We start from the raw sequence: 19,655 nt of genomic DNA, 5'->3' as shown, positions 1-19,655 counted from the left end.
GGCACACTGAAGGATCGCCTGCTCTCGCATGTCACCCTTCAGATTCCGCCTGCCAGCCCGAGGCTCAGAGCCATTGAGACCGTTGGAAAAAGAAGCCACCATGGACTACATCCTAGCCCCCCAACCTCCCGACCCGTCGCACTGCGCCCCAGAATCCGTCAACAACCCAAGTTTGAGAGGAGAATCGTCATGTCTTCGAACCTAGCCAACAACCTCATCGACACCGCACGCAACCTGGGCAATAGGCCGGCGATCAGGCTGCATGGCACCACGCTCGACTATTCCCAGCTCCGGCAAGCCGCCGGGGCTGTAGCGGGCGATCTGCAAGCTCGAGGTATCCGACCTGGTGATCGCGTAGGCATCGTGATGCCGAATGTCCCGGCGTTTCCCATTCTGTTTTACGGTGTCCTCATGGCTGGGGCCATCGCTGTCCCGATGAACCCCTTGCTGAAGTCACGCGAGATCACGTATTACATTCAAGACTCCGGCATGTCACTCATCTATGGCTCTCATGCCGTAGGGGAGGTGGTGGCGGAGGCAGCCAGCGATGTTGGAATTCCATCGTTCCTAGTCGGAGACGACGGCCCCACCGCACTGAACCTTCTCGGAAACCCACTCGAGGACCCAATTGCGCGAAACGCGGATGACACTGCCGTGTTGCTCTACACCTCCGGAACAACTGGAAATCCTAAGGGTGCTGAACTCACACACGCCAACATGGCGACAAATGCTTCTACAACCGTGGACACCCTCATCCAAACGTCTACCGATGACGTTATCCTTGGCTGTTTGCCGCTCTTTCACGTATTCGGACTGACTTGCGGACTGAACGCTGCTGTGAAATCGGGGGCACTGCTCACTTTGATTCCTCGGTTTGACGCAGAAGTGGCATTGCGCGTTCTCGAGCGCGACAACGTTACGGTTCTCGAGGGCGTTCCCACCATGTACTCCGCGCTTTTGAACTCTCCAAATTCAGTTTCGGCAGACTTGTCGAAGCTGCGTTGTTGTATCGTTGGAGGGGCACCGATGCCGGTCGAGGTACTTAAGGCCTTCGAGAGGCAGTTCGGTTGCGAGATATACGAAGGATACGGCCTGTCTGAAACCGCACCTATTGCCTGCTTCAACAAGCCAGGAAAGCCGCGTAAGCCCGGAACGATCGGAACTCCCGTGCGGGGGTGCCAGCTCCGGCTAGTCGACGAGGCTGGCAACCAGTTGAGTGACCTTGAGACTCCGGGAGAGATTCAGATCAAGGGCGAGAACGTCATGAAGGGTTACTGGGGTCGGCCAGAGGCGACTGAGGAATCGATCGTGGACGGCTGGTTCAGTACGGGGGATATAGCACGCCTAGACGCCGACGGCTACTACAGCATCGTCGATCGAAAGAAGGACGTGATAATCAGGGGCGGATATAATGTATATCCGCGCGAAGTGGAAGAGGTGCTATACGAGCACCCAGCCGTCTCCGAGGCAGCGGTGGTTGGGATCAAGGACATACACCTCGGGGAGCAGATCGGAGCAGCGGTGGCACTCAAACGGGGAGCTCAGGCCGATACCGACGAACTAGTCAAGTATGTACGGGAGCGCCTAGCCGACTACAAGTACCCCCGTAAGATCTGGTTCGTGTCCAGCTTGCCAAAGGGCCCTACAGGCAAGATTCTACGGAGAAGCGTCCAGCCCCCGGCCGACCGCTGATCAGGAAGATGCCGTGGTCTTCCGTGCTCGGACTGGGCGCGCTACGTGACGGGCGTGCAGTTTCCAATCGACGCCGGCGCCATCGGTAAGAACCGCTGACCGGCGTCACTCTGTGCCGGGCGTGGCAGGAGAGCATCACGCACGTCTCCGAGCAGGTGCACGGGCTGCCGCAGGGGTTACAGGTGTTCTCCCTCGGATGTGCTGACGACTTCACATGCACATCGCGGCCACCGACAGCTCCGCGATCCGCCAGTGGGTGGAGCACCTCTCCGGGCACCCGAGCGTCGCTCCGGTCCGCACCAGCATCGTCTTCGACTACCACCGCAGCGGCGTCGTCGAGTCGTTCCGATAACACATCAGCGTTTCTCGGCACGGACGGTGGTGTCCACATCCTCGTCGGATGAGGATCCGGGTAGCGCTGATCGGGCGAGATGACGGTATCCGAACGTCGCCACGAGCTCACAGCTCGACGATGGGCAATGGAACTCGATGACCCCGGATGACGACAGCGGAGGCTGAGCGACGTCAGTCGTTGAAGTCGCGTGGTGTGACGTCAGTAGCGCCTGCGCGAGTTCCTCGGGGACATGGTCGCCGGCTCTGTCCGCAGCCACCAGCAGACACGGTGACGAATCCGCCCGCGAAGAACTGCGCGGTGACGTCAGGGTGGCCGTGCAATTCGTCGCGGGTTCGCAGCGTGCCGAGGTTAAGCTCGACCATGGTCTGCGCGAGTGACCGAAGGCGCCTCCGTCGACGAGCAGCGCACCATAGGCATCGCGGTACGCGCCGAGGAACCGGGAGAGCTCGAGGAAACGCTCTGGCTCACGTCGCGCTTGGACCCTCAGGAGATCACTGCCGCCCTCGCCGTCTCGACGAGGGCACCCATGCCGAGGGACTCGTAGAACTCGATGTGACTCTGCACCACCTCGGTGTTGTGGACGTTGCTCGCTAGATAGTCCTTCATGGCGTCGCCTCGACTCACGCCGAGAATCCGCAGCAACACGTACGCGGTGGTGATGCCGTTTCGGTCCCTGCCGATCGTGCAATGGAAGAGAACCGGGTCACCGCTCGCGGCTAGGATCGCCTCGAAGACCGAGCAGAGTTGGGACACGGCATACGGCGCCCTGCGAGCTCGTGCTGCAATTGGTAGAGCATGCCACCGGCCCGCCCAGCGAGTCGGTGACGGCTCGATACTCTGCAGTGGTGGATGCGCCATTGTAGGCGTTGACGAGGGAGTCTCCGGCCGGGTTCAGTGGAATCTGCATGTTCCTCGCGCCCGGCACCGCCCGGTCCGGCTTTCCTGCGACCTCCTCGGGCGTCCGAAGGTCGATGATCCTGGTCAAGCCGGAGATCCTCGAGCTTCGAGATGTCCGAACGAGTGAGCGTTGCTCAGTTGTGGCCCGTGCAGGAGCAGGCCAGGGCGGACCTGGCCGCTCTGCACCGTTCTGTAGCCGCCGAGGTCGCGGGCGTTGGGCGCTCCCTCGAGCTCAAGCGATCCCCCACCACTACCGGAGGCCCTGTCCTGGCGTGCCGGCGCGGCGGCCCTGCTCGAACTGTCGGTCGAGATGCCGATGAGTCCTGACAGGGCCAGACCGGCGGCGCCCACGATGAGTGGGCGACGCGCCAAAGAACCTCCGGTCATACTGTTTCCTCCAAGTCGGCAATGTCCAGGACAACGGCAAGGTCGACGGAGTCGATGCCGACCGCGGTGCCGACGGGTTCGTTGGTGAGTCGTCCGGCGTGGGTGTTCAGCCCCAGCGCGAGGCTGTGGTCATCGCGTAGCGCCTGCACCCAGCCCTTGTCCGCCAAAGCGACGACGTATGGCAGTGTTGCGTTCGTCAGCGCGTAGGTCGAGGTGTTCGGCACCGCACCCGGCATGTTCGCCACGCAGTAGAACACGGAGTCGTGGACCTCGTAGGTCGGGTGATCGTGGGTGGTGGCGTGCGAGTCCTCGAAGCACCCGCCCTGGTCGATTGCGATGTCGACCAGCACCGAACCCGGCTTCATCCTCGACACCAGGTCGTTGCTGACCAGCTTCGGCGCGGCTGCGCCCGGGATCAGCACTGCACCGATCACCATGTCGGCTTCCATCACCTGCTGCTCGATCGCCAACTTGGACGAGGCAAGACCGCGGACGTGGTTGTTGTAGCGCCAGAAAGACATTCGCAGCTTGTCGAGGTCGGTGTCGAGCAGGGTGACGTCGGCGCCCATGCCGAGCGCGATGTTGGCGGCGTTCTGGCCCGAGACGCCGGCGCCGATGATGACGACCTTGGCGTTGGCCACGCCACCCACGCCGCCCATGAGGACACCGCGCCCGCCGTTGGCCTTCATCAGCGAGTAGGCACCCACTTGGGGTGCCAGGCAGCCGGCGACCTCCGACATCGGGTAGAGCAGCGGCAGTCCTCCCGAAGGCAGCTGCACGGTCTCGTAGGCGATGGCGGTGAGCTTGCGGGCCAGCAGTTCTTCTGTCAGGGGCTTGTCGGCAGCGAGGTGGAGGTAGGTGAAGAGGGTTTGGCCCTCCCGCATCCGGGCGTACTCCTCGGCGATCGGCTCCTTGACCTTCAGGATCATCTCCGCACTGCCCCATACGTCATCAGCCGTGTCAAGCATCGTGGCGCCCGCGGCGACGTACTCTTGGTCGGGGATCTGTGAGCCCTCACCAGCGGTCTTCTCCACCACCACCTCGTGACCGTGCTGGACCAGCTCGTGCGCCCCGATCGGAGTCAGAGCAACCCGGTACTCACGATTCTTGACCTCCTTGGGTACTCCGACCTTCACGCCTTGCTCCTGGTTGAAGAGGTAGACAGTGTCATTCAGCTGGCCGACTCGATGATGGTGGCGGTCGCGATTCCGCCGCCGCCGCACATGGTGGAGAGCCCGATGCCCCCGCCGGCTGCACGCAGGGCGTGGGCGAGGTGGAGCATCTGCCGGGCTCCGGTGGCGCCGAACGGGTGGCCGATGCTGATGGCGCCGCCGTCGAGGTTGACGCGGTCGAGGCTCACGCCGAAGTGCTCCTGCCAGATCAGCACCGGGACCGCGTAGGCCTCGTGGACGTCGATGAGCTTCATCTGGTCGAGGGTGAGCCCGGTGCGGTCGAGGATCTTGGCGGTCGCGTCGTTGGGGCCGTCGAAGATGATGTCGGGGTCGTTGCCCACGAAGGTGGTCGACCGGATCCAGGCCAGCGGGGTCAGGCCGAAGCGGGCGCAGGCCTCCTCAGATGCGAGGATGATCGCGGCGCTGCCGTCGGAGAGCTGGCTGGAGTTGGCGGCGTTGTTCACACCGTCGGGCCGGTAGACCGATGGCAGTTTTCCCGCCTTCTCGACACTAGAGTCCGGCCTGATGCCCTCGTCGCGGTTCAGCAGGACGGTGCCGTCGACCGTGACGGGCACGGTCTCGTTGTCGAACGCCCCGCGTTCCCACGCCACGTGCGCGGCCAGGTGCGAACGGACACCGTACTCGTCGCACGCCTCGCGGGTGATGCCGTACTTGTCGGCGGCACGCTCCGCGGCCTCGCCCTGGTGCGGCATGTCCCAGTGCGCGCGCAGGCTCTGTGAGATCGGGCCGTCTTCACCCACCGTTCCCGCGATTCCGGTAGGCACTCGGGTCAGCGACTCCACGCCTCCCGTGATGACGACCGATGCGTCCCCGGCCATGATCGAGGCGACGCCGAGGTGGGTGGCCAGCTGGCTCGAGGGGCACTGCGCGTCGAGCGTTGAGATGGGCACAGTCATCGGCAGGCCGGACGACAGCCAGGCGTTGCGGCCGATGTTTTGCGCCTGTCCCCCTACCTGGCCGGTGGCGCCGGCGAGACCCATGTCGACGTTCGCAGGATCGATCCCAGCCGCAGCGAGGGCGCCGTTGAACGACGTCGCGAGCAGGTCGACGGGGTGGACGTCGCGGTAGGCCTTGTCCTTCTTCGCGATGGGGGTGCGGACACCGGAGACGATGGCAACGCGGGTCATGAGGTTTCCAATCTGTTGGGATGACTGCACGGAGGCAGCAGGACTTCGGACGCACACCGGTCGGCGGTGTCGCCCTTGCTCAGGGGGACCGCGCGCAACGGCCTGGGGGTTCCGTCGCGCGCGGTCGGCTCAGGACCAGACCTGGCCGTAGACCCGCAGCCAGTTCTCACCTAGCACGCCACGGACCTCGTTGGCGGTGTAGCCGCGCTCGAGCATCCGCTCCGCGAGCTTGGGAAAGCCGCTCGGGCCGCCCTGGCCGAGGCCCTCGGGGAAGTTGAACGGCGGAGGCGGGTAGGTCTCCCGGCGCCAGACCTGGGACTTGATGAGGCCCTCGTACTGCTCCATGGTCAGCGTCGCGTCATCGTCGACCTGGGTGCCGCGGCAGTAGTCGACACCTAGGCCCACGTGGCCGGTGCCGACCAGGCTGTCCACGTGGACCATGTGGTCGATGAACTGGTCGAGCGTGGGAGCGGTGTCCGCCGCGACAAAGAACGGCAGGCCGTTCATCCCGATGACTCCCCCGCTAGCGGCGATGGCCTTGATGACGTCGTCCGGGATGTTGCGCGTGCTCGGGTGCACGGCGTGGGCGTTCGAATGCGAGGCGATGACCGGTGCGGTCGAGGCCTCGATGACCTCGAGCGCAGAGCGCCATCCGGTGTGGCTGACGTCGACCAGGATGCCGAGGCGGTTCAGCTCGGCGAGCATCTGCTCGCCGAGCTTGCTGAGCCCGGCGTCCTGGGGCTCCTCGCACCCGTCGCACATGATGCCGCGCCGGTTGTAGGCGACCTGCACGATTCGGAGGCCCATCCGCCAGTAGGCCTCGATCAGCGAAGGCTCGTACTCGAGGGGTCGTGTGCCCTGGAAGTGGAACACCACGGCCATCTCTCCGGCGGCCTTGGCTGCCCGGATCGCCTCCACGGAGGTCGCCAGTCGCAGTCCCGGGGTGTTGCGGATGAATTCGAAGCACCTGCCGAAGGCGAACAGCGCCTCCCTGGCAGCGCCGAGCGCCGAGACCGTGAGCACGCAGACAGTCGTGCCGCCCTTGCGCCAGTGGTCCAGGTGGGTGCGCCAGTATTCGAACTCGCAGGCCGAGTCGATGACGACCGCGTCCTCGAAGACGAGCGGGTTGGTTTCAGTCATGTGCTTGCCGCCTTTCTGGTGGTGTTGGCCGTCAACTGGTGCGGGTGATGTTGAGCGGCCACGGCGCGTTCCACCACGGCTGCGTGTAGTTCGCCCACTCGAACCCTGAGGCGATGCCCAGGTTGGCCTGGAGCGCCATGATCGGGATGTAGGGGACGTCGGTTGCCAGCTGGGTGAGGAGCTCGGTGTAGGCCTCGAACTGGGCTTCGGGGGTGGTGGCCTCCGAGGCTTGCTTAATAATGCGGTCCGCCGCGGGGGGCCCGTAGCCGGCGAGGTTGCTGCCTCCGTCGACCAGGCCTGCGGAACCCAGCCAGTAGGACGGCATGTAGCCCGGCGTCGGGGTGCAGCCGGCACCTGCGGTGTAGACCGCCGGGCGCTTCTCGACTGCTGCTCCCACGCCGGCCACCCACTTCGCGATGGTCTGGTTCTTGACCGTCAGCTTGATGCCGATCTTGCCCAGCTGGTCGGCCAGGATCTGCGATCCGGTGACGTTGTTGGAGAAGTCGGTGGTCGGCAGCTCGGCCTGGAAGCCGTCGGGATAGGCCGACTTGGCCAACTCCGCCTTCGCCTTGTCGAGGTCGTGTGGAAACTGCGGGAGCGACTCGATCATCGCCTCGACCTTCTCCGGCGACGCGATCGTCTCGAGCGACTGCGGAGGGATGAACGTGGTGATCGGGTCGGCGTGACCGTCGACGTCGTCCACGAACGCCGTACGGTCCACTGCGTAAGCGACAGCGCGACGCACATGGATATCGTCCCACGGTGCCGACTGTGTGTTGAGCGCGACGAAGCCCAAGGAGCAGCTCGGGCTACTGACGATCTCTGCCTTGGAGGTCGACTTGAACGACGTCGCGTTCGCGACGCTGGGAACCATGTCGATCGACTTGGCGCGTAGGGCAATCGCAGCGTTGGTCTCGGAGTCGAAGAACTTGACCTCCATCGTCTCGAATTCGACGTCGCCGCCCCAGTAGTCGGAGTTGGCCTTGAACTCTGCGCCGCTGGTCGGGTCCAGCTTGACGATCTCGTAGGGCCCGGTTCCCATCACGAGGGTGCCGGGGTTGCCGAAGTCGTCCTCGTGCTCCTCATAGAACTTCTTCTGGATGATCTGGGAGGAGAACATCGACGCCTGGGTCGGCCAGTTGGAGTCCGGGGTCTTCAGCGTCACGGTCACCGTGTACTCGTCGGTAGCCTCGATCGTGTCGACGGTGCGGTACTTCGCCGCGGTGTAGGAGTTAGGGTCGCGGTAGCGTTCCAGGGAGAAGACCACGTCCTCCGAGGTCAGCTCTTGGCCGTCCCAGAACTCCACGCCCTTCCTGAGGTGGTAGACGTACTCCGTCGGGCTAGGGTTCTCCACGCTCTCGGCCAGGCGGGGTTCGAGGCTTCCGTCCGGCTTGAGCCGTACGAGGTTCTCCAGGCTCGCGCTCGAGATGAGCGGCGCGATCTGCGAGTCGATGATGTCGACCGTGCTCGTGGTGCCCACGATGCCGACTCGGAGGACGCCACCGTCCGCGGACGGGGTGGAAGGGCTTCCGCAGGCACTGAGGCCCGCTATCGCCATGAGCGCCGCGGCCGCGATCGCACGTGGTCTTCGCATGAGCTTCCTCACTTCATCTGTCGATTGATTGTTGGGGGTCGATCCCATGTCCATGTCGTGCTCCGTCGTTTGTCTTTTCTCCGTGTCCGGCTGCTGCTCTGTGGGTGCCATGCGCCCGTCACGTCCAGACCACTAGGTGGCCCATCCGTCGGATCGAGGCACCGAGTCGACGAGTTTCCGGGTGTAGGCGTCCCTCGGCCGATCCAGCACGTCGCTCGTCGGGCCGTGCTCGACGACCCGTCCGCGGTGCATGACGTAGATGTAGTCCGAGATCTGCCGGACGATGGCGAGGTCGTGGGTGATGAAGAGATAGCCGATGCCCTGCTCCTCGCGGAGCTTCCCGAAGAGGTTGAGGATCTGCGCCTGCACCGACATGTCGAGCGCCGAGACCGATTCGTCACAGATCAGCAGCTGCGGCCGGGCGGCGAGGGCCCGCCCGATGGCCACGCGCTGCCGCTCCCCACCCGAGAGGGCCACCGGCTTACGCTGGGCGTAGGCAGCGGGTAGCCCGACCGTCTCGAGCAGGTCTGCCACCCGGGCCGAGACGTCGGTCGCCTTCGGATCGTGGGTTCGGATCGCCTCCTGGAGGGTCCAGCCGATGGTGCGCTTCGGGTTCAGACTCGAGTAGGGATCTTGAAAGACCATCTGCACGGTGCTCCGCAGCCGGCGGGCGTCGCGGCGGCTCAGCGCCGACCAGTCGTTGGCCGCGACGCCGCCGATCTCGATCTCGCCGGTCGACGCGGTCTCCAGCCCGATGAGCATCCGCGCCAGCGTCGTCTTTCCGCTGCCGGACTCGCCCACGATTCCGACACTCCGCCCTGCCCCGATGCCCATGGACACCCCGTCGACAGCGCGCACGCCCTGCTTGCCGTTGTCGAACTGCTTGACGACATCGCGGACCTGAATCAGTTGATCGCGGGTGCCATCAGACGGGGTGACCTCATCGACGCCGACCTCGACCCGCGCGCGGATCTCGGCCATCTCGTCTCGGATTTCGGGCAGGCGCAGGCACCGTGACCACCGTTGCTCTCCCACACCCACCATCTCGGGCCGCGTCTCGATGCACACTTCTGTCGCCCACCGGCAGCGTGGCGCGAAGGCGCAGCCGCCAGCCACGTCGTCGGGCGCCGGCACGGATCCCGGGATCGAGAGCATCTCGCGCAGCTTGCGGTCGGCCGGGGGCTCGGACAACAGCAACCCGTGGCTGTAGGGGTGCAACGGTTCGTGCTCGAGGTCTGCCGAGGGGGCGACTTCGAGGAGCGAGCCTGCGTAGAACACGTGGACCCGGTCGCAGGTTCCGAATGCCAGCCGGAGGTCGTGGGTGATCAGCATGACGCCCATGCCTCGGGAGCGCTGGAGGTCCTTGATCAGCGATAGGATCTCGCGCTGTGTGGTGACATCGAGCGCGGTCGACGGCTCATCTGCGATCAGCAGCTCGGGGTCGCATGCCAACGCTGCGGCGATGGCCACCCGCTGGCGCATGCCGCCCGAGAGCTGGAAGGGGTAGCGGTCGACCACCGACGGGTCGTCGATGCCGACCTCGGCCAGTCGCCGGATGGCTTCCTGCCGCTTCTCTGCGCGTGGACGTCGGGCAAGCTCTGGCGGCAAGGACTCGACCAGGATGCGCCCGACCCGCATCACGGGGTTCAGCATGGTGAAGGGGTCCTGGAGGATCATCCCGATCGCGTTGCCGCGCATCGCCCGTCGCTGGCGGGGACCTAGGTCCATCAGGTTCTCGCCGTCGAAGGCGATCGTGCCACTAGTGTGGAGTCCGTGCGGGAGCAGGCCCATGATCGCCTTCGCGGTCACCGACTTCCCGCTGCCGCTCTCCCCGACGACTGCGACCATCTCACCAGAGGCGATGGACAGGTCGACCCCGGATACCACGGTGGAGGTGCTGGTCGGCGTCCTGTGCACGACCGAGAGGTCGGACACCTTCAGAATTGGCACCGCTGCAGGCCCCGCCGGAAGTTCGGTGCCAACGGAGGTCTCCCCGCTCTGTGCGGCTGCCGTCTTGGTCATGGTCTCGGCCGTGGTCCGGGTGCGATCTGTCCGCGTCATCGCGACGCTCCTCTCTCGGAAAGTCGCTCGTAGGTCCAGTCGCCGAAGACGTTCATCGACGCTGCGGTCATCACGATCATCAGGCCGGGCGCGAGCGCAGCGACCGGGCTGATGAACAGCAGATCGAGGTTCTCGGCGAGCATCAGACCCCAGTCCGGGGTGCCGGGGTTCACCCCGAGACCTAGGAACGAGAGCCCGGACAGTGACACCAGTGCGGTGGCGAAGATGAGGAACGAGTTCGCGACTGCGACCGGGGCGACGTTGGGCCAGATGTGCGATACGAGGATCCGGATGTTCGACACGCCCAGGGTCTTCGCCGACTCAACGTAGGGGCGAGGCACCTGCTCGAGCGTGGCGCCGCGGACGACTCGTACATCCATCGGTACGACCAGGATGATCAGGAGGCCGATCGCGAGCCAGTAGCCTCCGCCGAATGCTCCGGCGACGACGATGATGACCAGCAGCGAGGGGATCGACCACATCAGGTCGACCCAGCGCATGATGAGCGAGTCGACCCATCCCCCGAAGTACCCCGCAACGAGGCCAAGCAGATCGCCGATGACCAGCGAGCAGGCGGCGATGACCAGCGGGCCGACGAACGCCGTCCGGGCACCGACGATGAGCCTGGAGAAGATGTCGCGGCCGAGCTGGTCGGTCCCCAGCCAGTGCTCGGCACTCGGGCCAGACATCCCCAGAGAAGTCATCTGGGAGTCGGGGTCCTGGGGAGAGATCGACTCGCCTAGCAGCGCCAGCAGCGCGACGATGATGATCACGGTCACGCACAGGACCACGGACCACGAGGCGCGTTGGCGGCGCCGCAAGCGGCTCCTGCCGGTCTCCAGTGTGATGCTCATGATGCGTTCCTTCCGAGTCGGATCCGGGGGTCGACTGCCATGTAGAGAAGGTCCGCGAGCAGATTCGCGACCATGATGACCACGGCGATCACCAGCGCGACGCCTTGGATCATGGGCAGGTCCTTGTTGATCGCGGCATCGACGAGGAGGGTTCCGATGCCGGGCAGCGAGAACGTCACCTCGACCAGGAACGCGCTGGTGATCAAGGCTCCGAGCACCAGTCCGCTGATGGTGACGATCGGGATGAGGGCGTTGCGGAGCACGTAGGTGAGCAGGATCCGCGCCGACCCGAGGCCCCGCGAGCGGGCGAACGTCACGTAGTCCTGGTCGATGACCCCAATCAGCGCGGCCCGCGTGTGCTTGAGCACGAACGCCGAGACCGTCAATGCCAGTGCCACCGCGGGCAGGGTCAGGTGCCACGCCCGATCAGCGAAGCCCTCCCCGGCACCTGTCGCCGGGAAGATCGGGAAGACGATCGCGAACAGGAACAGCAGAAGTACGCCACTGACGAACGCCGGCATGCTCAGCGCAACGACCGAGGCGCCGACGATCCCGCGGTCGACGGCGGTCTTTCGGCGCAGCGCCGAGACCACCCCGAGACCGACGCCGAGGACCATGGTGAGTGCGAAGGCGAAGACACCCAGGAACAGCGAGACCGGAAGTCGGGAGCTGATCTCCTCCTCGACCGGGAGGGTGGTCTGGATCGAGGTGCCGAAGTCCAGGTGCAGCGCCGACTGCGCCCAGATCCAATACTGGGTCAGAAACGGCTCGTCAAGGTGGTAGCGCTCATTGAGCAACTGCACGGTCTCCGGCGTTCGCGGCTGCGAACCGAGCAGGATGTCAACCGGACTGCCGGGAGCGATGTAGAGGAGCGAGTAGATGACGAAGGACAAGATCGTCAGCATCGCGAGCAACGCGCCGAGGCGTCGCATGAGGAACAGCGTCACGCGTTGAGCAGTCATGTGCGCTCCCTGGAGGTGCAGGTGGTCCTGAAACGCCGTCGGGTCTTTGGTGGCGGCGTGTTTCAGACTTACATGCATTACCAACTATCCGCAAGCCATCAATTGGTAAATCATCAAATACTTCTGGTGCCTCCGAAGCCGAACAGAGCGCATCGATCAGGCTCTTGCCCTGTTGTCTGTCGACGTAGCGCCAGCCGCTGCCATCGGGGGGGGTGACGAACTTGGTGACGCCGACGTGGATCAGTGAGCCGGAGTGGTCGCACTCATAGCGGCGCATTGGCTCGCCGCTGACATGTTCGACGTGCGAGAGGCAGTTGATCCGGCAGTGCATCAGGACCGTGTGCACGGTCGAGGCCCGCATCCCGGGCCTGCTGGCGCGATCTGGAACCGGCCTGAGTCGGTGTCGTCACCGCAGCCCGACGATGTGGCGTATCCCATCAGAGGTCGTCTTGGTCGGGCTGGAGCGTGGTCGTGAGCTGCGGTCACCCATACCCGCGCTTCCTTCGCTGCGGTAGCGCTCAGCTCATTTCTTCACGGCGTGTGATCGGCCGTGACCACCTTGGCCGCAGCCTGCGTTCGTCCATCCGCGGTCGATGACGAGTTGGGCAAGCCGCAAACGGGCGCGCAGAGTCAAAGCAGCGTTAGCGTGGGACATGAGGGCCTCCGGTCGGGCGAAGTGTGTGAACTAGACAGTTCCACTTCACAACCGGAGGACTTCACCGTGCAGGCAGGCTCGCCGACGCACGGCGGTACGACATCCCTGGGTCATCACAGCTAGACCGACGCGGGAACCAGACCGGTCGACCGTGGCCACGACGTCCGCGTGTTGCACTAGGCCAGCGGCTCAGTCGGGACTGGCAATTCGCTCCTCGACGAGCATCCGGACCTTTCGGAGCATCTCTGCGAGCTCGTCCAGCGAGTCCGCCGGAACTCCGGCGAGCCCGAACTCGCTGCTGTCGAGCGCGGTGGCGACGGCCTCCTGGGCGGCCTCACCCGCAGGGAGCAAGGTGACGACGGTGACGCGCCGGTCGCTGCCCTGGGATCGCCGGACGAACTTGCTGCGCTCGAGCCGGTCGACGGTGCGGGTGATGGTGGTCGGGTGGGCCGCGACACGCAGTGCCAGCTTGGCGGTTGGCATCTGCTTGGCCGGATGAAAGCTGAGCGCGGTCAGCGCCTGCCAGCCGGCAAAGGTCAGGTTCTCTGCAGCGAGGGCGGGCTGGGCGGCCACCTGCACGAGGCGGTTGATCCGCTCCACCTCGAGGGAGACGGCGAGCTGGCGGTGGGAATGAGCACCACGACGCTCGAACTCCTGTTGCGTGACCTCGATGAGGTCGCGATCCAAGTCCACTACGGCAGCCTATCGTCACGGGGTCTCAATGCGGGCAGTACGGGAGGAGATCGTCCATGTAGACGAGATCGATCGGCTTGCCGTGGGCAACCGCCACGTGCTCGGGGAACGCGCCGAGCAGGTTGGTGAGCACGATCAGTGTCAGCCCGTCGGGGTACCGGGCGATCTGGGCCTTGCCGCCACCGCCCGGCGCCGGGACCAGGCCTTGAGGTCGCTCGAAGACGAGCCAACCGATCCCCCACAAGCCGGGGCTGCCGTCATGGGTGGGGATCGGGGTCCACAGAGTGTGGCGACTCGCCGGGGAGAGCAGCGCACCGCTCTCGAGGGCGGACATCCAGGCGGCCAGGTCGTCGGCGGTGCTGTGGAGTCCCGCGGCAGTACGGAGCAGGTGCGGCCAGTCCAGGCGGCTCTTGTCGATGCGCCCGGTGGGTTCACCCGAGGCGTCGATGCTCATGTAGGTGTCTGCCCTGTGGGGGATGAGGTCGTGGTCGTTGGCGTAGCGCGTGTGGGTCATCCCGGCAATGTCGAACTGGCGCTCGGTAATGAAGTCGACGAAGGGCCTCCCGCTCAACCGGTCGATGACCTTGCCAAGCAGGGCGTAGTTGGTCTGTACATAGTTGTAGCCTCGACCGGGCTCGAACTCCATCGGTGCGGCGCGCACGACGGCCCAGGCAGCCTCCTCGTCCGCTGCGACCAGCCCGACGGAACTGTCCGCGCCGTAGGCCATGATCTCCGGCAGCCCGGAGGTGAGGGTGGCGAGCTGTCGGATCGTGATTGGCTGCCAGGCCTCGGGCAGCGCGTCGAGGTAGCGGGAGACTGGGGCGTCGAGGTCGAGGTCGCCGGACTCGACCAGCTGCATCAGGGCGATCCCGGTGAACGCCTTGGCCATGGAGTTGATAGAGAACACCGACTCCCGGGTCACCGCCACGTCGTGCTCTAAGTTGGCCATGCCGAGCGTCTCCGAAGCCACGATCTCGCCGTGACGCAGCACCACGGCCTGCAGGCCGGGCACGTGACGCTCCTCCATCAGTCGGGCGAGCTGCTCGCGCAGCGCGTGTGTCGTGCTCATCGGGGTCCTCCGCTCGTCTTGGCTTGCGTCTGCTCAATGAACGCGCGTCGGAGCGCCTTCTTGTCACGCTTCCCGACCTGGGTCAGCGGGATGCGTTCGACGATGTCGATGCGCTTCGGCGTCTGTACGGAGCCCTTGCGCTCGCGCACGTGCGCCTTGAGGTCGTCGATCGTCACACCGGGGTGGCGCACCTCGACCGCGGCGACGAGGATCTCGCCCCAGTAGTCGTCCGGGACGCCGAAGACCGTCGCCGCGGCGACAGCGGGGTGCTCCTCGAGTGCGTCCTCGACGTTGCGGGGGTAGACGTTGAAACCGCCGGTTATGACGAGGTCCTTGGCGCGGTCCACGATTCGCAGGAACCCGTCCGGGTCGCGTATAGCGACATCACCGGTGTGGAGCCAACCGCCCCGCATCGCCTGGGCCGTGTCCTCAGGCCGGTTGAGATAGCCGCTCATCAGGAGAGGGCCGCGGACACACAGCTCGCCCGGCTGCCCGTCGGGCACCTCGACGTCGTCGTGGTCAACAAGGCGCACCTCCGCCTCCGCGATCGGGCGCCCACAGGACGCCATGCGGTCATCGGACGTGACGTCGTGCTCCTCGCGCCGCATCACGCAGACGGTGGTCGGCGCCTCGGCCTGTCCGTAGAACTGGAAGAAGATCGGCCCGAACCAGGCGATGGCGTCCCTGAGTCGCTGCGGTGAGATGGGCGAGGCTCCGTAGAACACCGTGGCGAGGCTGGAGGTGTCGTACTCGCTTAAGCGCGGGTGGTCCAGGATTGCGCTGATCATCGTCGGCACGAGCAGGGCACACGTGATGTGGTGCCGTTCGACCGCGGCAAGGAACTCGCCCGCGTCGAAGGACTGCTGGACGTAGAGGGTGCCGCCCTGCGCGATCGTCGGCACGAAGTTGACCCCGCCGGCATGGCTGAGCGGAGCGACCAGCAGGTTGCGGATCTCGTCGGGCCATTGCCAGTCCACGAGCTGGATGCCATACATCGTCGACATGCTGCGGAAGCTGACTTGGCTCGCCTTCGGCACCCCGGTGGTGCCCCCGGTGTAAACTATGCGGCAGATCGCCTCGGGGTCGGTGGGGCGCGGCTCGAGCACGGTCGCAGTCTCGGCCGCCAAGAGCACCTGTAGGTCGTCCGCTCCCCCGCCCGCGATTCTCAGGATTTGCGGGCTACTGCCCGCGATCTCCACTGCCTCGGTGATCTCGTCGATCCGTGCGCCGTCTACGACGACGTGGGTCGCCGCGGCGTCGTTGAGGATGTGGGCGAAGTCGGCGGGGCTGCCCAAGGGGTGCAACGGCACGAAGACCCCGCCTAGCGCGGCGACGGCCTGCTGGACGAAGAGCACCTCGACGCGGTTTCCGGAGAGCAGCGCGACCCGGTCACCGGACCGGAGACCTAGCCCGTCCAGAACTGCGGCGCACCGCGCGATCGCAACCTCGAGCTGCGCGCCGGTCCAGCTCGTGCCGTCGGACTCGACGACAAGTGTCTTGTCTGAATGCGTTCGCAGCGCGCGGACAAGCAGGTCGTTGAGGTGCTCGAAGCGTCGGTCCGTCACCATCGAGCCAGCCCTTCGAGCATGCGCTTCTGGGCATCGACCCCGTTGGCCATCGCGGCCTCGCGCCAAGCCGGTGCTGCAGGGTTGAGCCCTTCCATCATCATGTCCAGCATCTCCTCGCGCGACGTGTAGGTCCGCCCGGTGGCGTACTTCAACCACCGGTCGATGCGCACCGTATTGAGCACAGCCAGGTTGTCGTAGGTGCCGACCTCGATCAGGAGTCCGGCCCACTCCGCCCACGGCGCGGTACTGGGCAGCCAGGCGGAGAAGAATCCGGTGTATGACGGGGTGTGCCCCTCCGACATCCGGGCCGAGGAGGAAAAGCTGGTGCGTGCCGACTCCCCCAACCAATCGACCACCCGCTCGTACCCCGGCGAGCCGACCGGGAGGCTGCAGATGTGCGCGAGTTTGCCCCACTCGCCGATGCCGGTGTGCCATTCGATGAAGGCAATCTTCTCGGCGTGGGCCAGCGCGCGCGGCAGGAGCTCGGCGACGACCGTGTGGGACCAGGCCGGTCGGTCGCCGACGTAGGTGATACCGGTCGGTTCTACAGCCTGTCCGCCCGAGAGGGCGGTGATCATCTGCTGCGGCCCATGGACACGCACCATCTCGTCGAGGACACCGCTCCAGTCGCGCGTCTCTTCCGTCCAGTCCTCGGGGCACAGCGTCGGGAACAGCTCGCGATAGAGCTCGTTGCGAGGAAACGGGGCCTGGTGATCGAGGAAGTTGCGATTGAGGTCGATGTTGTTCTCATCTGTGCGCGAGCGGTGCGAGAAGCCCCACGGATTCAGGGCATGCAGCGCCACGATGTTGACCCCATCCGGGATCTTGAGGTCGCGGAGCAGCTCGAGCTGGAGGGCCGAGCCGAGGAAGCCCTCCTGGCCGTGGGTGCCCGAGACGACGAGGAAGGTCTTGGCCGCCTCGGGATCACCGAACGTGGCCAGGTCGATGGCCAACTCCTCACCTTCGGCACCGCGCTCGGTCGGATGCGGCACTGACTCGAGCTGCGCGCCCCGCTCAGCTACCAAGTCGAGGAACCTGCGACGCGCCTCGGCATACGTATCGCTGAACGCTTCAATCACAGCAACCTCCGGTTTCGCCACGGCATCGATCGTCTCATCGATTTCTTGGATCAATAATTACATGCACTACCATCTATTGGCAACGCGTCTTTCTCGCGCGTTAACCAACGGCCACTCACGCACACAGACCAGGAGAACAGATGGACATCCACGGAACCTCCGCAATCGTCACCGGCGCAGCGTCGGGGCTGGGAGCAGCGACCGCTCGCACACTGGCCGACGCCGGCGCACACGTCCTCGCACTTGACCTCGCCTTCGATGGCGTCAAGCCCGTCGCCGGCGTGACCCAGCTATCGGCAGACGTCACAGACCCGATCCAGGTCGGCCACGCCGTGGCTGAGGCCGCCACCGCCGCCCCGCTGCGGATCGCGGTGAACTGCGCCGGGATCGGCCCCTCAGCCCGCATTGTCGGGCGTGCCGGGACCCACGACTTCGACCTCTTCGCGAAGGTTGTGTCAGTCAACCTGGTCGGCACCTTCACGGTGCTGGCGCTGGCGGCCGACGAGATGGCGCGCAACGCCAAACTCGAGGATGGCCAACGCGGCGTCGTGATCAATACCGCCTCGATCGCCGCCTATGACGGCCAGATCGGACAGACCGCGTACGCCTCCTCCAAGGGCGGTGTCGTCTCGATGACCCTCCCGGCAGCCAGGGACCTCGCCAGGCACGGTATCCGCGTCAACACCATCGCACCCGGCATCGTCGAGACCCCGATGCTCGCCACCGTGAGCGAGGAGTATCGCGTCGGGCTCGCGGAAGGCGTGCCCTTCCCACAGCGCTTGGCCAGGCCCGAGGAATTCGCCCTACTGGTGACCCAGCTCATCGCGCACGACTACATCAACGGCGAGGTCGTCCGGATGGACGGTGCGCTCCGGATGGCGCCCCGCTAACGCGGGCAGGTCGCCAAACGACTCGGCCAGGCAATCGGCACGCACGTTCTGACGTCTGTCCGGGCACGCCCTATCGTTCGAGATCGTCAACCGGCTCGCCCGCGACGCTCGCCCACGACGGGTCTGTCAGGAAATTGAACAGGCCCCTCGCGTTGGATGATCAAGGAGTACTTCAACGTTCTCAACGCTCCATGAGGCCCGACATCGCCATCGACAACTGAGGTACGCCGCCAAGTGAAGGGACATCTGGATCTCCCTGTACACGGACGGCTGATCTCCTCGTCGTCGGGTTGCTCAGACCAAGGGGATCCACCCCTCGTCCGGCGGTGGCCTCGCTGAGCCGTAGGGAGGTGCACTCGGTGGTGATGACGTGGGCGTGGCGCAGGAGCCTGTCGGTGACGGCGGTGGCCAGGGCCTTGGGCACGATGGTGTCGAACCCGGCGGGGTGGATGTCGCAGGCGATGGCCAGGCTGCGGCGCTCGTAGGCGGCATCGACGAGCCTGTAGAACGCCTCTCATCAGCACCGCGAGTGGGGCCTCGCGATGAACGAAAGCCCTCTGCAGGGACCGTTCATCATCGATCAGCTCACCGACCTGGTCGAAGAAGCCGTACTCCTCGAGTTCGAGCGGATCTCCGAGCGCGGCGGCGTCCTCGGCGCGATGGAGACCGGCTACCAACGCGGCCGCATCCAGGACGAGTCGATGCTCTACGAGCACAAGAAGCACGACGGCACGCTGCCCATCATCGGGGTCAACACCTTCCGCCGAACCGAGTCGGCCGGTGAAGAGGAGGAGACGGTCGAGCTCGCCCGCGCGACCGAGACCGAGAAGCAGTCACAGCTCACCCGCCCCCGCGACTTCCAGACCCGCCACTATGACGAGGCCACCGCTGCCATCGCGAAGCTCAAGGAAGCCGCGACCTCGGGCGACAACGTGTTCGCCGTGCTAGGGAGGCCACCCGCGTCTGCTCGCTCGGCCAGATCACAGAGACGTTCTACGAGGTCGGCGGACAGTACCGGCGCAACGTCTGATCACCGCTCACACCATGAGTGAGGTGCCATCACTCCTGACACCTCCCGCGGCTCCCGTACGTCACAGCACCTGTGCCGCGACGTACGGGAGCCCTTCGTCCAGGCACCACTTCCATCTGCTCTTTGTGGTCAAGCCCCGAACCAGCATGTCGAGTAGCCGAAGCACTTAGCTGAGGGGTTGGATCGCGGGTTGCCGTGCAACCACGTGGCTTCCCGGCGCGCTGACACCAGTGATCTGCGCGCCCGGGAGGATGTAGGGCGAACTACCACTCAAGGAGCGGACCGGTTTCAGAACGGGTACCGCGGCAGGCCTTCACGCACCGTGATCCTCTGGATCTCGGCGAACGCGTCGAGTTGGCAGCCAAAGTTTCCGTGATGAGCGTCCGTGCTGGAGCCACCGGGCCCGCAG

16 protein-coding genes and 3 pseudogenes are annotated in these 19,655 nt (G+C 65.5%); 4 read left to right on the top strand and 15 right to left on the bottom strand.

The annotated features are described in order from the left end of the window. Nucleotides 1–189 precede the first annotated feature (189 nt). Together ACIO3S_RS24815 and ACIO3S_RS24810 are read left to right on the top strand one after the other, a co-directional pair. Entirely contained in the window at nucleotides 190–1,692 is a 1,503-nt protein-coding gene (locus ACIO3S_RS24815) for a long-chain fatty acid--CoA ligase (protein WP_400468453.1), read from the top strand. Nucleotides 1,693–1,906: 214 nt separating this feature from the next. After that, nucleotides 1,907–2,044 (top strand): hypothetical protein, encoded by a 138-nt coding sequence (locus ACIO3S_RS24810; RefSeq protein ID WP_400468451.1) that lies wholly within the window; start codon nucleotides 1,907–1,909, stop codon nucleotides 2,042–2,044. Between the two features lie 486 nt (nucleotides 2,045–2,530). Here the strand turns inward: ACIO3S_RS24810 and ACIO3S_RS24805 are convergent, their stop codons facing one another. From ACIO3S_RS24805 to ACIO3S_RS24740, 14 genes and pseudogenes are all read right to left on the bottom strand, one after another. Beyond that, nucleotides 2,531–2,905: a tyrosine-protein phosphatase gene (locus ACIO3S_RS24805; protein WP_400468449.1), complete on the bottom strand. Its 375-nt coding sequence runs from the start codon at nucleotides 2,903–2,905 to the stop codon at nucleotides 2,531–2,533. A 123-nt stretch (nucleotides 2,906–3,028) separates the two neighbouring features. After that, nucleotides 3,029–3,331, bottom strand: coding sequence for a tyrosine-protein phosphatase (locus ACIO3S_RS24800; RefSeq protein ID WP_400468447.1), 303 nt, complete (start codon nucleotides 3,329–3,331; stop codon nucleotides 3,029–3,031). After that, nucleotides 3,328–4,467: an alanine dehydrogenase gene (ald, locus tag ACIO3S_RS24795; RefSeq protein ID WP_400468445.1), complete on the bottom strand. Its 1,140-nt coding sequence runs from the start codon at nucleotides 4,465–4,467 to the stop codon at nucleotides 3,328–3,330. Before ald ends, ACIO3S_RS24800 begins: the two co-directional genes overlap by 4 nt. 35 nt (nucleotides 4,468–4,502) lie before the next feature. After that, nucleotides 4,503–5,651, bottom strand: coding sequence for a thiolase family protein (locus tag ACIO3S_RS24790; RefSeq protein ID WP_400468443.1), 1,149 nt, complete (start codon nucleotides 5,649–5,651; stop codon nucleotides 4,503–4,505). A 129-nt stretch (nucleotides 5,652–5,780) separates the two neighbouring features. Next, nucleotides 5,781–6,791 carry a dipeptidase gene (locus ACIO3S_RS24785; RefSeq protein ID WP_400468441.1) on the bottom strand — a complete coding sequence of 337 codons (1,011 nt, stop codon included), beginning with the start codon at nucleotides 6,789–6,791 and terminating at the stop codon, nucleotides 5,781–5,783. Between the two features lie 31 nt (nucleotides 6,792–6,822). Then, complete coding sequence (locus tag ACIO3S_RS24780; protein WP_400468439.1) at nucleotides 6,823–8,385, bottom strand: ABC transporter substrate-binding protein; 1,563 nt, start codon at nucleotides 8,383–8,385, stop codon at nucleotides 6,823–6,825. A gap of 132 nt (nucleotides 8,386–8,517) precedes the next feature. Continuing rightward, complete coding sequence (locus ACIO3S_RS24775) at nucleotides 8,518–10,446, bottom strand: dipeptide ABC transporter ATP-binding protein (protein ID WP_400468437.1); 1,929 nt, start codon at nucleotides 10,444–10,446, stop codon at nucleotides 8,518–8,520. Further along, nucleotides 10,443–11,300, bottom strand: a complete 858-nt coding sequence (locus ACIO3S_RS24770) for an ABC transporter permease (RefSeq protein ID WP_400468436.1) — start codon at nucleotides 11,298–11,300, stop codon at nucleotides 10,443–10,445. The genes ACIO3S_RS24775 and ACIO3S_RS24770 overlap by 4 nt, the downstream gene beginning before the upstream one ends. After that, complete coding sequence (locus ACIO3S_RS24765; RefSeq protein ID WP_400468434.1) at nucleotides 11,297–12,262, bottom strand: ABC transporter permease; 966 nt, start codon at nucleotides 12,260–12,262, stop codon at nucleotides 11,297–11,299. The genes ACIO3S_RS24770 and ACIO3S_RS24765 overlap by 4 nt, the downstream gene beginning before the upstream one ends. A gap of 406 nt (nucleotides 12,263–12,668) precedes the next feature. After that, nucleotides 12,669–12,767: pseudogene (locus ACIO3S_RS24760) on the bottom strand (hypothetical protein); the annotation flags it as partial. Nucleotides 12,768–13,106: 339 nt separating this feature from the next. Beyond that, entirely contained in the window at nucleotides 13,107–13,610 is a 504-nt protein-coding gene (locus tag ACIO3S_RS24755) for a MarR family winged helix-turn-helix transcriptional regulator (RefSeq protein WP_400468432.1), read from the bottom strand. Between the two features lie 25 nt (nucleotides 13,611–13,635). Beyond that, nucleotides 13,636–14,679 carry a serine hydrolase domain-containing protein gene (locus tag ACIO3S_RS24750; protein ID WP_400468430.1) on the bottom strand — a complete coding sequence of 348 codons (1,044 nt, stop codon included), beginning with the start codon at nucleotides 14,677–14,679 and terminating at the stop codon, nucleotides 13,636–13,638. Beyond that, nucleotides 14,676–16,247, bottom strand: a complete 1,572-nt coding sequence (locus tag ACIO3S_RS24745) for an AMP-binding protein (RefSeq protein WP_400468428.1) — start codon at nucleotides 16,245–16,247, stop codon at nucleotides 14,676–14,678. Before ACIO3S_RS24745 ends, ACIO3S_RS24750 begins: the two co-directional genes overlap by 4 nt. Then, nucleotides 16,241–17,380, bottom strand: a complete 1,140-nt coding sequence (locus tag ACIO3S_RS24740; protein ID WP_400468426.1) for a DUF2817 domain-containing protein — start codon at nucleotides 17,378–17,380, stop codon at nucleotides 16,241–16,243. The genes ACIO3S_RS24745 and ACIO3S_RS24740 overlap by 7 nt, the downstream gene beginning before the upstream one ends. 86 nt (nucleotides 17,381–17,466) lie before the next feature. On the opposite strand from ACIO3S_RS24740, the gene ACIO3S_RS24735 reads away from it, so the two are divergent. Further along, the gene (locus tag ACIO3S_RS24735; RefSeq protein WP_400468424.1) at nucleotides 17,467–18,216 is read left to right on the top strand and encodes an SDR family NAD(P)-dependent oxidoreductase; all 750 of its coding nucleotides are present in this window, start codon (nucleotides 17,467–17,469) and stop codon (nucleotides 18,214–18,216) included. 181 nt (nucleotides 18,217–18,397) lie between these two features. On the opposite strand, the pseudogene ACIO3S_RS24730 reads toward ACIO3S_RS24735, so the two are convergent. Continuing rightward, a pseudogene (locus ACIO3S_RS24730) lies at nucleotides 18,398–18,712 on the bottom strand (hypothetical protein); the annotation flags it as partial. Between the two features lie 25 nt (nucleotides 18,713–18,737). On the opposite strand from ACIO3S_RS24730, the pseudogene ACIO3S_RS24725 reads away from it, so the two are divergent. Continuing rightward, nucleotides 18,738–19,246 (top strand): annotated as a pseudogene (locus ACIO3S_RS24725) (methylmalonyl-CoA mutase family protein); the annotation flags it as partial. Nucleotides 19,247–19,655 lie beyond the last annotated feature (409 nt).

It is taken from the genome of Nocardioides sp. NPDC087217 (assembly GCF_044744805.1).
In the GTDB taxonomy this organism is placed as follows: domain Bacteria; phylum Actinomycetota; class Actinomycetes; order Propionibacteriales; family Nocardioidaceae; genus Nocardioides.
The sequence above is the reverse complement of the archived record's forward strand: the minus strand, read 5'-3'. Positions and strand labels throughout refer to the sequence as shown.